The organism is Pseudarthrobacter sp. N5, assembly GCF_050157035.1.
In the GTDB taxonomy this organism is placed as follows: domain Bacteria; phylum Actinomycetota; class Actinomycetes; order Actinomycetales; family Micrococcaceae; genus Arthrobacter.
This window is the reverse complement of sequence record NZ_CP189593.1, coordinates 3,785,153-3,798,315: the sequence shown is the minus strand read 5'-3', so window position 1 is coordinate 3,798,315 and position 13,163 is coordinate 3,785,153. Positions and strand designations below refer to the sequence as shown.

The 13,163-nt window shown below is 66.3% G+C and carries 12 protein-coding genes; 10 read left to right on the top strand and 2 right to left on the bottom strand.

Going from position 1 to position 13,163, the window contains the following annotated elements:
* Positions 1–5: 5 nt before the first annotated feature.
* Together ACQCST_RS18210 and nagB are read left to right on the top strand one after the other, a co-directional pair.
* Complete coding sequence (locus tag ACQCST_RS18210; protein ID WP_426997119.1) at positions 6–944, top strand: N-acetylglucosamine kinase; 939 nt, start codon at positions 6–8, stop codon at positions 942–944.
* Between the two features lie 99 nt (positions 945–1,043).
* The gene (nagB, locus tag ACQCST_RS18205) at positions 1,044–1,826 is read left to right on the top strand and encodes a glucosamine-6-phosphate deaminase (protein WP_426997118.1); all 783 of its coding nucleotides are present in this window, start codon (positions 1,044–1,046) and stop codon (positions 1,824–1,826) included.
* A 98-nt stretch (positions 1,827–1,924) separates the two neighbouring features.
* On the opposite strand, the gene ggt is transcribed toward nagB, so the two are convergent.
* Positions 1,925–3,751, bottom strand: coding sequence for a gamma-glutamyltransferase (gene ggt / locus ACQCST_RS18200; RefSeq protein WP_426997117.1), 1,827 nt, complete (start codon positions 3,749–3,751; stop codon positions 1,925–1,927).
* 639 nt (positions 3,752–4,390) lie between these two features.
* Positions 4,391–5,290 carry an IclR family transcriptional regulator gene (locus ACQCST_RS18195; protein ID WP_426997116.1) on the bottom strand — a complete coding sequence of 300 codons (900 nt, stop codon included), beginning with the start codon at positions 5,288–5,290 and terminating at the stop codon, positions 4,391–4,393.
* A gap of 140 nt (positions 5,291–5,430) precedes the next feature.
* Here ACQCST_RS18195 and ACQCST_RS18190 point away from each other — a divergent pair, with 140 nt between their 5' ends.
* The 8 genes from ACQCST_RS18190 to ACQCST_RS18155 all read left to right on the top strand — a co-directional run bounded on the left by ACQCST_RS18190 (position 5,431) and on the right by ACQCST_RS18155 (position 13,162).
* Positions 5,431–6,096: an ABC transporter permease gene (locus ACQCST_RS18190; protein ID WP_426997115.1), complete on the top strand. Its 666-nt coding sequence runs from the start codon at positions 5,431–5,433 to the stop codon at positions 6,094–6,096.
* Positions 6,089–7,138, top strand: a complete 1,050-nt coding sequence (locus ACQCST_RS18185; RefSeq protein ID WP_426997114.1) for an ABC transporter ATP-binding protein — start codon at positions 6,089–6,091, stop codon at positions 7,136–7,138. The genes ACQCST_RS18190 and ACQCST_RS18185 overlap by 8 nt, the downstream gene beginning before the upstream one ends.
* Positions 7,135–7,920, top strand: a complete 786-nt coding sequence (locus tag ACQCST_RS18180) for an ABC transporter permease (RefSeq protein WP_426997113.1) — start codon at positions 7,135–7,137, stop codon at positions 7,918–7,920. Before ACQCST_RS18185 ends, ACQCST_RS18180 begins: the two co-directional genes overlap by 4 nt.
* A 100-nt stretch (positions 7,921–8,020) precedes the next feature.
* A complete protein-coding gene (locus ACQCST_RS18175; RefSeq protein ID WP_426997112.1) occupies positions 8,021–8,959 on the top strand; it encodes a glycine betaine ABC transporter substrate-binding protein in 939 nt (312 codons plus the stop codon).
* Positions 8,959–9,489 carry a formaldehyde-activating enzyme gene (gene fae, locus ACQCST_RS18170; RefSeq protein WP_426997111.1) on the top strand — a complete coding sequence of 177 codons (531 nt, stop codon included), beginning with the start codon at positions 8,959–8,961 and terminating at the stop codon, positions 9,487–9,489. Before ACQCST_RS18175 ends, fae begins: the two co-directional genes overlap by 1 nt.
* Positions 9,490–9,494: 5 nt before the next feature.
* Positions 9,495–10,598 (top strand): mandelate racemase/muconate lactonizing enzyme family protein, encoded by a 1,104-nt coding sequence (locus ACQCST_RS18165; RefSeq protein ID WP_426997110.1) that lies wholly within the window; start codon positions 9,495–9,497, stop codon positions 10,596–10,598.
* Positions 10,599–10,608: 10 nt separating this feature from the next.
* Positions 10,609–12,129 carry an aldehyde dehydrogenase gene (locus tag ACQCST_RS18160; RefSeq protein ID WP_426997109.1) on the top strand — a complete coding sequence of 507 codons (1,521 nt, stop codon included), beginning with the start codon at positions 10,609–10,611 and terminating at the stop codon, positions 12,127–12,129.
* Positions 12,130–12,154: 25 nt separating this feature from the next.
* Positions 12,155–13,162, top strand: a complete 1,008-nt coding sequence (locus ACQCST_RS18155; protein WP_426997108.1) for an NAD(P)-dependent oxidoreductase — start codon at positions 12,155–12,157, stop codon at positions 13,160–13,162.
* Position 13,163: the final 1 nt, after the last annotated feature.

Genomic DNA, 13,163 nt, shown 5'->3' with positions numbered 1-13,163 from the left:
CCGCCATGACTTTGGGAATCGATATCGGCGGGTCCAAGACCCATGCCCAACTGGCTCTGGGCGGGGAAGCCGTGGCTGAGGCCGTGGCCGCCAGCGCGAACATTGCGTCCGTCGGCGCTGTCCAGGCCCGGCTCAACCTGGACGACCTGGCCGGGAGGCTCAGGAGCCAGCTTCGTGGAATGGCACTTGAGCCTGACCGCGTGGTCGCAGGAGCTGCGGGCGCCGACACTGCTAAGGACTGCCTGGCACTGGAGCAGCTCCTGCAGGACCTGTGGCCTTCTGCGTCGATAAGCGTCACCCATGACACGGAAATTATCCTCGCAGCAGCCGGGCTGGCCACCGGCATCGTCGTCATCTCCGGGACGGGAACGGCCGCCTTCGCCGCCACCCCCGATGGTGCCAGGTACAGGGCCGGGGGCTGGGGCTACATCCTCGGAGACGAGGGCAGCGGGTACGGCATCGTGCGGGCCGGTGTCCGCCATGCCCTGGAGCTGGCGGATGCGGGATTCCCGGACGACCCGCTCACCCGCGACCTTCTGCAGGCAACCGGTGCGGCAACGGCCCATGACCTCATGAGCCTGTTCTACCAGGTGCCCGAACGAAGGATCTGGGCCAGGCGGTCCGAGCTGGTTTTCACGCTCGCGGCAGCGGGGAACCCGGCGAGTATGCGGATTATCGATGAGGCGGCCGAATCCCTGTGCTCCCTCGTGCAGACTGTATCTGCCCGCGCCGGGCTGAACGGCCCGGTAGTTTTCGCCGGCGGCATTGCACAAAACCAGCCCGGGTTCATGGCTTGTGTGGCCGCGGCACTCGCCCGCAAGGGTCACAACGACGTACGCATCCTGGACAGGAGCCCGGCGCATGGCGCCCTGATCCTGGCCGGGGCCGATCCCTTCACCGGGTCCCGCGACTCAAGCGCATCCTTGCTCCTTTCTCGGACCTAACGCTCGCCAGGGAGCCCATGCCGCACGTCACCGACGTGACAAACGATGGCTCGGTGCGCCCGCAACCGACCAAGAAATGCACATCCCGAGGGGAGAAAAGTGGAAATTGTCATCTGTGCCGATCAGGAATCTGTCGGCCAAGCCGCGGCAGACACATTCGAATCAGTCATCCGCCGCAAACCGAATGCAGTGGTGGGGCTCGCGACCGGCTCATCCCCACTCCCGCTGTACGAGGAGCTCGAACGCCGGACCCTCCACGGACGGCTGACCTTCCGCAACGCACGCGCCTTCACGCTCGATGAATACATCGGCCTGCCCGAAGGGCATCCCGAAACGTACAAGGAGGTCATCGATAGGGTATTCACCACCCGTGTCGACATCGAACCGGCCAACGTCCGTGGACCCAACGGGAACGCCCCTGACCTGGAAATTGAGGCCTCGGACTATGAGCGGGCCATCCTGGCCGCCGGCGGGATCGACGTCCAGGTCCTGGGCGTGGGTACCAACGGGCACATTGGCTTCAACGAACCCGGATCATCGCTGGGATCACGAACCCGGGTGAAAACGCTTCTGCCGCAGACCCGGCTGGACAACGCCCGTTTCTTCACCGATCAGGAGGAAGTCCCGCACCACGTCATTACGCAGGGCATCGGGACCATCATGGACGCCCGTCGTGTGGTGCTCATGGCCACAGGAGAGCAGAAAGCCGGGGCCGTCGCCCGGCTCGCGGAAGGGTCCGTTTCGGCCATGTGCCCCGGGTCCATGCTGCAGCTGCATCCGAGGGTCCGGGTGATCATCGATGAGGCAGCCGCTTCGCAGCTGGCCCTGGCCGACTACTACCGCTACACGTACCAGAACAAGCCGGCCTGGCAGCACCTCTGAGCGCCCGTCAGCGGACCGGACAACGGAAAAACGGGAGGCGTAGCCGGGCAACAGGCCACAGCTCCTGGCTGCTGCCGCCCCCGTACTCCGGCCGGAGCTCACGGCGACGGTTTGAGTACCAACGCCGAGCCGCCCCCGCGCCTCACGGGCTCAGCCGCGGCGACCATGCTCCCGTCGGGCCTGAACTCGATTGCGGTGGCCGCGCCGATCTCTGCTGCCGAGGTGAACGCGTCACCCGATGGGGTGAACTGATGACCGTACGGTGTCAGCTGGCTTCCGTACGCCGCGATGAACTCCGGCTCGGCCGTGACCTTGGCCGTGTTCCGTTGCGACGCACGCGGTGCCGCGATCGCCTGGGAGATGCTCATGCCCAGATCCACCCTGTTCAGGATCGTCTGCAGGACTGTGGTGATGATCGTCGATCCGCCGGGTGAGCCGAGCGCGAGGAACGGCTTGCCGTCCTCGAGGATGATGGTCGGCGACATCGAGGAGCGCGGGCGCTTCCCCGGCTCGATCCGGTTCGGGTCGGTCGGATTATATACGGTCGAGAAGTCGGTCAGCTCGTTGTTGAGCAGGAACCCCCGGCCGGGCACCACGATGCCGGACCCGCCGGTCTGCTCGATCGTGAGCGTGTACTCGACCACGTTTCCCCACTTATCCGCGACCGTCAGGTTGGTGGTCGAGATGTTCTCGGTGTCCTTCTCGTCGGCGAGCGCCGCGGCGGCAGCCGGGCACGCGCCGTCGTACGAGGAGACGTCCCCCGGTGCGACGGGCTTCGCAGCCGCGTGCAGCGGGTCGATCTGGCAGGCGCGCTCCTTGCCGAACAGGGGGTCAGTGAGCGCGGCGGTGGGCACGTCGACAAACGCCGGGTCGCCCACGTACTTGCCCCGGTCCGCGAACGCGAGCGCGCTCGCTTCGAGGTAGTGGTGCAGCGCACCTGGCGTGGACATCTCGGAAAGGTTGAACGGGTCCAGGATGTTCAGGGACTCGCCGACTGTGGTGCCCCCGCTGCTCGACGGCGCCATGCCGTAGACGTCCAGGCCGCGGTAGTCCACGTGCGTGGGCGCCTGGTCCAGGGCACGGTATGCGGCGAGATCCGCCGTCGTCATGTGGCCGACCGGGACGGGCAGCGCGGTGGTGGCGGTCTTCGGCGGAGCCTGGACTGTGGCAGCGATCTCGGCCGCGAGCGGACCGCTGTAGAAGCCGTTCGTGCCCTGCTTGGCGAGGAGCCGGTACGTCGCGGCGAGGTCGTGGTTCTGGAAGACACTGCCGACGGCGGGTGCGTCGCCGCCGGGGAGGTAGAGGTTGCTCGTTGAGGTGAACGCCCCGAAGCGGAGCTTGTTGTCGAGGGTCTGCTGGCGGAACGTTTTGTCGACCACGAAGCCGCGGGTCGCGACCTTGATGGCGGGCTGGAGGGCATCGCCGAGGCTCAAAGTGCCCCAACGGGCGAGTGCGTGCTCCCAGGTGGCCGGGGTGCCGGGGACGCCCACGGAGACGCCGCTCGTGACGAGCTCGGGCGTGAAGCGGTAGGGCTGGCCGGTCGTTGGGTCGATGAACGCGTCGTGCGGCATCGCTGCCGGAGCCGTCTCGCGGCCGTCGATCGTGCCGACCTTGCCGGTCTTCGCGTCGTAGAACACGAAGTAGCCGCCACCGCCGATCCCGGCGCTGTACGGCTCGGTCACGCCCAGGGTCGCGGCTGCGGCGACGGCGGCGTCCGCAGCGTTGCCGCCCTTGCGGAGGACCTCGATCGCCGCAGCGGATGCCTCCGGGTCCACGGTGCTCACTGCGCCGCCGTACCCGGTGGCCGTCGCGGTCTTTTCAGTCTCCCGCGGATCGGCGAACGCGGGGCTGACGACGGCGCCGCCCGTCACGCCCATGGCCAGAACTGCCGTGACGGCAGCCAGTCGACGTCTCACAAATGGCATGGTCGCTCCCGAGTCATGGTGATGCGAGTAGGTGATGGGCGCCACACTACTCCGCAGAAGTGCGACATTCAACGCTGGGTATTTTGGGTGGGTAGTTAGCAGAGGAACAAGGTTCCGGTCCTCGATTTACTCGCCGACGTGCTCAACCCGCCGCTCATGCGCCCGCACGACTGACTTCCCGCCCTCCGGGATCAATGTCCGACCCGTGCGCCACAATGTCTCCATGACCTTTGCGAGCAGCCCGGGAAATCAGCCGGGCCCTCGGCGCGTACTCCGCGAAGGGCTACTGAACCAGTTCGCCTCTGGCCGGTGGAAGTGCCAGGCCGGGATGCCCTGCTGCGGGTTTTCCTTCTGGGCCGGGCGGCCTGTGGTCTGCTGCTTGCCTCCGCGCTGGTGGTGCCGGCCCTTCGGGACGGGTTCGCCGGCTGCTGCAGGGGTTTTGCGGCTCACGATTGTTATGGCTGCAGGCTTCACGCAGCAGGTGCGGCGATCGTAAAATTAGTGTGGGGCCGGCGGCGAAGGCCCGCTGAGACCCGGGCTGTCCCCAGTCGTCGTCGGCCCTTCCGGGGCATGCACGCCCGTATCTGACGCCTTGCTCACCGCTGCGTTGCCCGCGGCGGTGACCGGCCCGGGGCCGGATCAGTTCGGCTGGGCCACCGGCGCACCCAACGCGGCGGAGAACTCCATCGCCACCTTGGCAGCCAAAACACCGGCCTGTTCCAGATGCCGGCCGAAGCGCTGCTTCGGGGCACTGACGTTGAACGCAGCCACGATCCGCTGCTTGAAGTCGTACACGGGAGCCGAAACACCCACCACCCCGAGCTCGAACTCCTCATCCACCACCGCGTAGCCGCACCGGCGGATTTGGGCGATCTCAATCCGGAGGTCCTCGAAGGTCTGGATCTTGTTTTGCCGGCGGGCGACGCCCTTGCCCTGCCCCGATTCAAGCGCCAAGGGCGAAAGGTCTTGTTGCGCGGAGACATCCTGCGTGGAGGCCTTGGCGGCGTTGGTGTCATACCAGTCGCGGAGGGCCGTGGTATCCCAGTCACTGACCAGCACCCGGCCGGAAGACGTCCCCCAGGCGTCCACGCTGACTCCCTCCCAGCCAAGGGCCCTGTACGTGTGGTTGGACATCTCGCTCTTCAAGGTCAGCACCGTGCCGCCGCGCAGCACGCACAGGTGCGTAGTCTCATGCGTGGCCGCGGAAACCCGCTTCAGGAACGGGGCCGAGGCGCTCACCATCCTGGCTTCTGCAGTCCGGGCCGCCAACGCATAAAGCCCGTACCCGAGGCTGTACAGCAGGCTGTCCGGGTCACGGTTGACCAGCCCGGCCTCAGCGAGCGTTGCCAGGGTGCGGGACACCTGCGCCTTGTCCCTGCCGGCGATCTCGGCCGCCTTGCTGACGCCCAGGCCGGACGCCGCAACGGCCTCCGGTGAGCCCAGGATTTCCAGCAGTTCCAGGTCGCGCCGCAACCCGGAGGAATTGCGCCGCACGGGGCGGCGTCCGCCGTCGGGAGTGTCCTTCATTGAGTCAGTCACACGATGACCATAACAAGACCCAGTTGACATATCAACAACTGCTATTGCGCAAAAGGGAACACTGGCAATACGTTTGTGGCATGGCTCACGGAGATGTGAGCCGTAATCCTTGACCCGACGAAGTGAAAAGGAGGATCACGTTGAACGACTCGTTCTTCTCGGACTTCGGTTTGTTCCTCACGAAGAGATCGGCAGACATCGCCGAATCCGCCACCGAGCACCTTGTGGTGGTTTTGGTTTCGCTGCTGATCGCCACGGTAGTCGGCGTGGGCATCGGAGTGCTTGTCTGGGACAAGCCCATCAGCCGCTCGGTGGCCATCGCCGGCGCCGGCGTGGGCCTGACCATCCCGTCCATGGCCTTGCTGGCCCTGCTCATCCCGGTACTCGGGCTCGGCTGGACCCCCACCGTTGTGGGACTCGCCTTCTACGCGCTGCTCCCCATTATCCGTAACACCGTGGTGGGCCTGCGCGAAGTTCCGCCCGCCGTCACCGAATCAGCACTGGGCATGGGAATGGGAAAAACCAAAACCCTGTTCCAGGTCCAGCTGCCCATGGCCTGGCCCGTGGTCCTGACCGGTGTGCGCGTCTCCGCCCAGCTCTCCATGGGCATCGCCGCCATCGCTGCCTACGTAGGCGGCCCCGGCCTGGGCGAAATGATCTTCAAAGGACTCTCCAGCCTCGGTTCCAAAAACGCCCTCAACTTCGCGATCGTCGGCACTGTCGGCGTGATCGTCCTAGCCCTCCTGCTGGATGGAGCGTTTGTGCTCATCCGCCGCCTCACTACCTCAAGGGGACTTCGTGTCTGAATCAATCTCCCGTCCGGCCGCCGGCGCCCGGATCGTCCTGAAAGACGTCACCAAAACGTACCCGGGACAGGCTGGCCCTGCCGTCGACTCCTTCTCGATGGACATCGCCCCCGGCGAACTGATCATGTTCGTGGGGCCCTCCGGTTGCGGCAAGACCACCACCATGAAGATGATCAACCGCATTATCGAGCCCACCTCCGGCTCCATCATCATCGACGGCGAGGACATCCTGTCCCTCAACCCGAACGAACTCCGACGGCGGATCGGTTACGTGATCCAGCAGATCGGGCTCTTCCCGCACATGACCATCGCCGAGAATATCTCCGTGGTCCCCAAACTGCTCGGCTGGGATAAAAACAAGACCCAGGCCCGCGTCGAAGAGCTGCTGTCCGTCGTGGAACTCGACCCCAAAATGTACGCCTCCCGCTACCCGCGGCAACTCTCCGGCGGCCAGCAGCAGCGCGTGGGCGTGGCCCGCGCCCTCGCCGCCGATCCTCCCGTCATGCTCATGGACGAGCCCTTCGGCGCCACGGACCCCATCACACGCGAAAAACTGCAGACCGAATTCCTGCGCCTGCAGGAAAAGCTGAGCAAAACCATCGTGTTTGTCACCCACGACTTCGACGAAGCCGTCCGCCTCCGTGACCGGATCGCTGTGCTGTCCGAACGCTCGCAGATCGAGCAGTTCGACACCCCCGCGAATATCCTGGCCACCCCCGCCAACGATTACGTCTCACAGTTCGTGGGCCACGGCGCTGCCCTGAAGCGACTGGGCCTCATCCCTGTGCACCAGGCAAGCCTCGGCCCCAACGTCGCCATCCGCGGAGCGATCGAAGTCAGCGTCAACGATTCCCTCCGCGATGCCCTGGACTCCCTGGTCCTCTCCGGCGGAACCCCGGTGGCCGTGGTCAACGGGCAGGGCAGGGTGGTGGGCTCCATCGACATCGAAAAGATCTCCGCCGTCCTGGGCGCCGATATCCCTGCCTCGCTTGCAGCCGGATCGCTTGCGGCCGGATCTCTTGAAGCCGGAGTCCGGCCATGACGGCCCAGGCCACACGGGACCTGTCCACCGCCTTCGGCACGGCGTCCAACCGGCGCGGGAAGTACTTCTCCGTCAAGCGCTTCGGCACCCCGATTGTTATTGTCCTGGCCCTGCTGGCCCTGTTCCTGTGGGTTTCCTCGCTCAAGCTGGACTCTATCGAGCTGCGGACACTGAACTGGGCCTATCTGCAGGACCGGACCTTCGAACACCTGAGGTTGACGGTGGTGGCATCCGCGATCGTGGCCGCTATCGCGATTCCAGCCGGCATCGCGCTCAGCCGGATCCACTCCAAGGCCGTGCACGCCATTGTTTTCGGCATAGCCAATGTGGGCCAGTCCACCCCGGCAATCGGCCTGGTGATCCTGCTGGCCATCGTCTGGAAACTCGGCTTCGAGGTGGCGCTGGTGGGCCTGGTGGCCTACTCCGTCCTTCCTGTCCTGCGGAACACCCTGGTGGGCCTGGAACAAGTGGACAAAAGCCTCACCGAGGCCGCCCGGGGGATGGGCATGCGACCGCTGCAGGTCCTGACCCGGATTGAGCTTCCGCTGGCCATCCCGGTGATTGTGGCCGGACTCCGGACCGCTCTGGTGTTCTGCGTCGGCGTCGCCACGGTAGCCACGTTCATCAACGCCGGCGGCCTGGGCGACATGATCGTCAACGGCCTCAAACTCCAGCGCTGGCCCGTGCTGATCACCGGAGCCGTCGTCGTCTCCTGCATTGCCCTCACCATCGACTGGCTGGCAGGGCTGGCCGAAGATCTCCTCAAACCCAACGGCACCTGAACGGCCCATGACCACCGTCAATCACCTACGCGTCAAAACCCCAGCGCCACCCCGACCTCCCCGCACCGTGGCGCCTGCCCACCTCAGCAAAGGACCCATCATGAAGAAACCTGTTCTCACCCTCCTGGCCACCGGTGTCGTCGCCGCCCTGAGCCTTACCGCCTGTGGCGGCGCCAGCCAGTCAGCAAGCAACGATGCGCAAGGCAAGGAGCTGGCCGGACTGACCGGCGTCATCGGCGCCAAGGACTTCTCTGAACAGTTCATCCTGTCGCACATCACCAGCCAGCTGCTCAACGCCCACGGCGCGGAAACCACCACCAACACCAGCGTGGTGGGCTCGGCCAACGTCCGTACAGCCTTCGAATCCGGCCAGTTCGCCGGCTACTGGGAATACACCGGCACGTCCTGGATCACGTACAACAAGCAGACGAAGCCGCTGAAGGACAAAAAGGAAATGTTCGACGCCGTCAAGGCCGCCGACGCCAAGAAGGGCATCGCCTGGCTGGACCCGGCACCGCTGAACAACACCTACGCCTTCGCCATCCGGGAGGAAAAGGCCAAGGAACTGGGCGTGAAGTCCATGTCCGACGTCGCCAAGCTCCCGGCCAGCCAGCAGACCTTCTGCATGGAGAGCGAATTCTCCACCCGCGACGACGGCTGGCCGGGCCTCCAGAAGGAGTACGGCCTGAGCCCGGACGCCAAGGTGGCCATGCTGGACACTGGCGTCATCTACACGGCCACCCAAAAGGGCCAGGACTGCAACTTCGGCGAGGTCTTTGAAACGGACGGCCGCATCTCGGCGCTGAAGCTCCAGGTCATGGGGGATGACAAGCAGTTCTTCCCCATCTACCAGGGCGCCCTCACCATCAAGGCGGACATGCTGGCCAAATACCCGGCCATCGCTGACGTCATGGCCAAGGTCTCCCCGAAGCTCACCACCGCGGTCATGCAGCAGCTCAACGCCAAGGCCGACGTCGACGGTGACGATCCCGACGCCATCGCCAAGGAATGGCTCACCTCCGAAGGCCTGATCAAGTAATGGCAGCAGAACAGCAGACGTCAGCACCCGACGTGCAGATCGGTGAATCCTTTGTAGGCGACGGCGTCAACGCGGCCCACGTGAACACCGTCCTGGGCTACCGGGACGGGCCCGCCGGCACCGCCTGGGCCACCGCCCTGGCAACCCCCACCGCAGGCCACGTACCCTTCGTGGCCGTGCTGCGCCCCTCCCTCCCGGTCAAACCGCTGACCCTGTTCGTGACCAAGGCTGCCCCGGCCAACGACAAGCACGGCCACCTGATCTGGGGCGCCGCGCAGGCCGGCGTCGCCGCCGGCGTGGCCGACGCCCTGGCCAACGGCAACGTCACGGAGGCACAGGCCGATTCCCATGTGGTGATCGCCGCCGTCTGGGTCAACCCCGCCGCCGACGACGAAGAGGCCGTCTACCGCAACAACCGTGAATCCGCCCGGACGGCCCTGGAAAACGGCGCCCGGCGGCTGCCCTCCACGGCGGCCGTGATCGAGGCACGCAACTCCCCGTCCAATCCCTTCTTCACCCCGCGAGGCTGAGAACAATGAAGATCACCGCTATCCGGCTGACCCGCATGGTGCTGCCCCTGCACCCGCCCTTCAACGCCGCCTGGGATCCGGTACCCCGCACGTCGTTCCCTGCCACGCTGGTGGAGGTGGACACGGACGAAGGAATCACCGGCGTGGGCTCCGGCGACACCATGGACGGCTTCGAGGCCTACGAACACCTCTTTATCGGCACCGATCCGCTGGCCATCCTCAACCAGGTCCGCCGGATCGAGACCATCAACTTCCACGGCGGCCGCTACTGGCCCCTCGAAGCGGCGCTCTGGGACATCATCGGCAAGGTGGCCGGGCTTCCCATCGCCACCCTCTTCGGCGGTGCCCGCGACCGGCTCGTGGCCTACGCTTCCTCCGGCGAACTGAAAGCCCCCGTGGCTCGTGCCGAATCCGCGCTCGCTGCCAAGGCCCGCGGGTTCAAGGCCATGAAGATCCGCATCTCCCGGGACCATCTGGAGGAAGGCGTGGAATCCGTCCGTGCGGCCCGCGAGGCGGTGGGAGCCGGCTTTGACCTCATGGTGGACCTGAACCAGATGTGGCGCATGAGCGGGGACATCGAGCCCGCCCTGGAACTTGCCAAGGTGCACAAGCTTGCCGCCCAGCTGGCCGAACTCGACGTCCGCTGGCTGGAAGAGCCGCTGCCCCAGGCGGACGTCAAGGGCGCGCAAAGGGTCCGCGAACAGACCGGCATCCAGGTGTCCGGCGGCGAAATGGTCCGCAGCATGGCAGAAATGATGGCGCTGATCGAGGCCGACGCCTACGACATCTACCAGCCGGACGTGGCCCTGGCTGTGGGCATGTACCGGGCCCGTCAGGTGGCCGAAACAGCCAACCTCAAGCACCGGTTCTTCACCCCGCACACCTGGAGCAACGGGCTGGGCCTGCTCGCCAACCTGCACGTGGCCGCCGGCGTGGACGCGGGGCCATACTTGGAATTCCCCTACGATCCGCCGGGATGGACCCCGGAGCGCCGCGACTTCTTCATGGAGCCGCTGGACATCGACGACGACGGCGCCCTCAGGGTCCCCGATCTCCCCGGTCTGGGCGCCGTGATCGACTACGACGCCGTCAAGAAGTACTCGGTCTAAGGAACAGGCAATGACAGCAACACAGAACGACTGGATCCAACGCGCCGCCGCCCAGCGCCCGTCGACGGGACTCTTCATCAGCGGCGGTTTCCGGAATGCCCGCAACGGCGAAACGTTCCCCACTATCTCCCCGCGGGACGGCTTGGTCACCGCCCAGGTGGCGGCCGCAGGGGAGCAGGACGTGGACGACGCCGTGCAGGCAGCCCACCGTGCATTCGAGGCCGGCGTGTGGTCCAGGACGGACCGGCGCCACCGGCAGCAGGTGCTCACCCGCCTGTCCGAGCTCATCCTCGAGAACGCAGAGGAACTGGCGCTCCTGGAATCCACGGACAGCGGCCACCCGATCGGCGACGCCCTCGCCGTGGACATCCCCAGCTGCGCCCGCACCTTCCGTTGGTACGCCGAGGCCCTGGACAAGGTGTACGACGACGTCGCCCCCACCCCGCGCAACGCGCTCGCCATCATCTCGCGGGAACCGCTCGGGGTGATCGGCGCCGTCGTGCCGTGGAACTATCCGCTGATTATCTCCGCCTGGAAGGTGGCCCCCGCCCTGGCGGCAGGCAACTCCGTGGTCCTCAAGCCCTCGGAGCAGACCAGCCTCAGTGCCCTGCGCCTGGCGGAACTTGCCAGCGAGGCGGGCGTGCCGGACGGCGTCTTCAACGTCATCCCCGGCCTGGGCCACGTGGCCGGCGCCGCGCTGGGCCGCCACCCGCTGGTGGACAAGATCACCTTCACCGGATCCCCGGAAGTGGGCCGGTACTTCCAGCGCTACGCCTCCGAATCCAACGGCAAGCAGGTGGCCCTTGAGCTGGGCGGCAAGTCACCGCAGGTGGTCCTGCACGACGTCGGGGACATCGCCGCCTGCGCGTCCGCCGTCGCGTGGGGCATCTTCTACAACGCGGGGCAGACCTGCCACGGCGGCTCCCGCCTGCTGGTGGACGAACGCGTGCACGACGAACTGCTGGAAGAGGTCATCAAGGTGGGGCGCTCGCTCCAGCTGGGCGACCCGCTGGACCCGGCCACTCAGGTCGGCGCCATCATCGATGAGCAGCAGCTGCAGAGCATCCTGGGCTACTACGACATCGCCGAATCCGAGGGCATCAGCATCGCCAGCGGCGGGAACCGGATCCACCCGGCAGGCGTCGAAAACGGCTTCTACCTGGAGCCCACGGTCCTGGACCGGGTCAACAATGCAGGGCGGATCGGCCAGGAGGAGATCTTCGGGCCGGTGCTGGCGGTGAGCACCTTCCGGGGTGCCGCCGAAGGAGTCCGGATGGCCAACGACACCAAATACGGGCTCGCAGCGAGTGTGTGGACGCAGGACATCACGAGGGCGCATACCGTGGCCCGCGAATTGCGCGCCGGTACCGTCTGGGTGAATACCTTCGACGTCGCAGACATCATCACCCCCTTTGGCGGCTTCAAGGAATCCGGCTTCGGCAGGGACCGGTCCCTGCATGCGCTGGACGCCTACTCCGCCCTGAAAACCACCTGGATCAACCTGGGTGACGCACCCCTGGATGAGGACTGACTCCTTGGAAACGAGACTTGAACCAATGACTGCAACAACGCACGCCGCCGCCGCCGTTACCGGAAAGACCGGGCGGCCGCTAACCCCGGGAACTGCCAGAGTCGGCTTCATCGGCCTCGGCAACATGGGCTCCGGCATGACCCGCAACCTGCAGGCAGCCGGCTTCCAGCTGGTCGTCAACGACGTCCGCAAGGAATCGGCAGCGGAACTGATTGCCAACGGTGCCGAGTGGGCTGACAGCGCAGCGGCCGTCGCCGCCGGCTCCGACGTCGTGATCACCATGCTGCCCACGCCCAAGCATGTGGAGGCCGTCGCCTCCGGCCCCGGCGGCATTCTGGACGGGATCGCCGACGGCGGTACGTGGGTGGACATGTCCACCTCGGTCCCCGAGGTGGCCAACCGGGTCCGCGAGGCCGGCGCCGCCCGCGGCATCCACGTCCTGGATGCCCCCGTCAGCGGAATGTCCGTGGGTGCTGCGAAGGGCATGCTGCAGATCTTCATCGGTGGTGACGCCGCCGACGTCGAACGCCTCCGTCCAGTGTTCGAAGCAATGGGCGACCCCGAGCGAATCCAGCACGTGGGCGGCCACGGCGCCGGCTATGCCGTGAAGCTGATGATCAACCAGTTGTGGTTCTCCCACCTGGTGGCCACCGCCGAAGTCCTGAGCACCGGAGTCAAGGCCGGCGTGGATCTCGAAGTGCTCCGCCAGGCCCTGATCGCCAGCCCTGCCAACTCCAACTTCGTCCAGAACGACGTCCTGTCCATCCTCAACCACGGCGACTACGACGAAGGCTTCGCGATCGCCCTCGCCTGCAAGGACCTGGGGCTCTCCGTGGACCTGGCCCGCTCGGTGGGCGTGCCCGTGGAACTGTCATCCCTGGTGGAACAGCTCTACCGCCGGGCCAAGGCGCTCTACGGCGACGAGGCCGGAGAGATGACCCCCGTGAAACTCTACGAAGACGCCATCGGCGTGCAGTTGCGCACCGCCGCTTCAGCCGTCCCCGCAACCGCAACCGCAGCAGAAGGAGCCTGAC

Coding starts and splice junctions, on each gene's coding strand:
- fae (WP_426997111.1), top strand. CDS start 8,959: ATGGCAGCAGAACAGCAGACGTCAGCACCCGACGTGCAGATCGGTGAA.
- ACQCST_RS18175 (WP_426997112.1), top strand. CDS start 8,021: ATGAAGAAACCTGTTCTCACCCTCCTGGCCACCGGTGTCGTCGCCGCC.
- ACQCST_RS18160 (WP_426997109.1), top strand. CDS start 10,609: ATGACAGCAACACAGAACGACTGGATCCAACGCGCCGCCGCCCAGCGC.
- ACQCST_RS18210 (WP_426997119.1), top strand. CDS start 6: ATGACTTTGGGAATCGATATCGGCGGGTCCAAGACCCATGCCCAACTG.
- ACQCST_RS18165 (WP_426997110.1), top strand. CDS start 9,495: ATGAAGATCACCGCTATCCGGCTGACCCGCATGGTGCTGCCCCTGCAC.
- ggt (WP_426997117.1), bottom strand. CDS start 3,751: ATGCCATTTGTGAGACGTCGACTGGCTGCCGTCACGGCAGTTCTGGCC.
- ACQCST_RS18155 (WP_426997108.1), top strand. CDS start 12,155: ATGACTGCAACAACGCACGCCGCCGCCGCCGTTACCGGAAAGACCGGG.
- ACQCST_RS18180 (WP_426997113.1), top strand. CDS start 7,135: ATGACGGCCCAGGCCACACGGGACCTGTCCACCGCCTTCGGCACGGCG.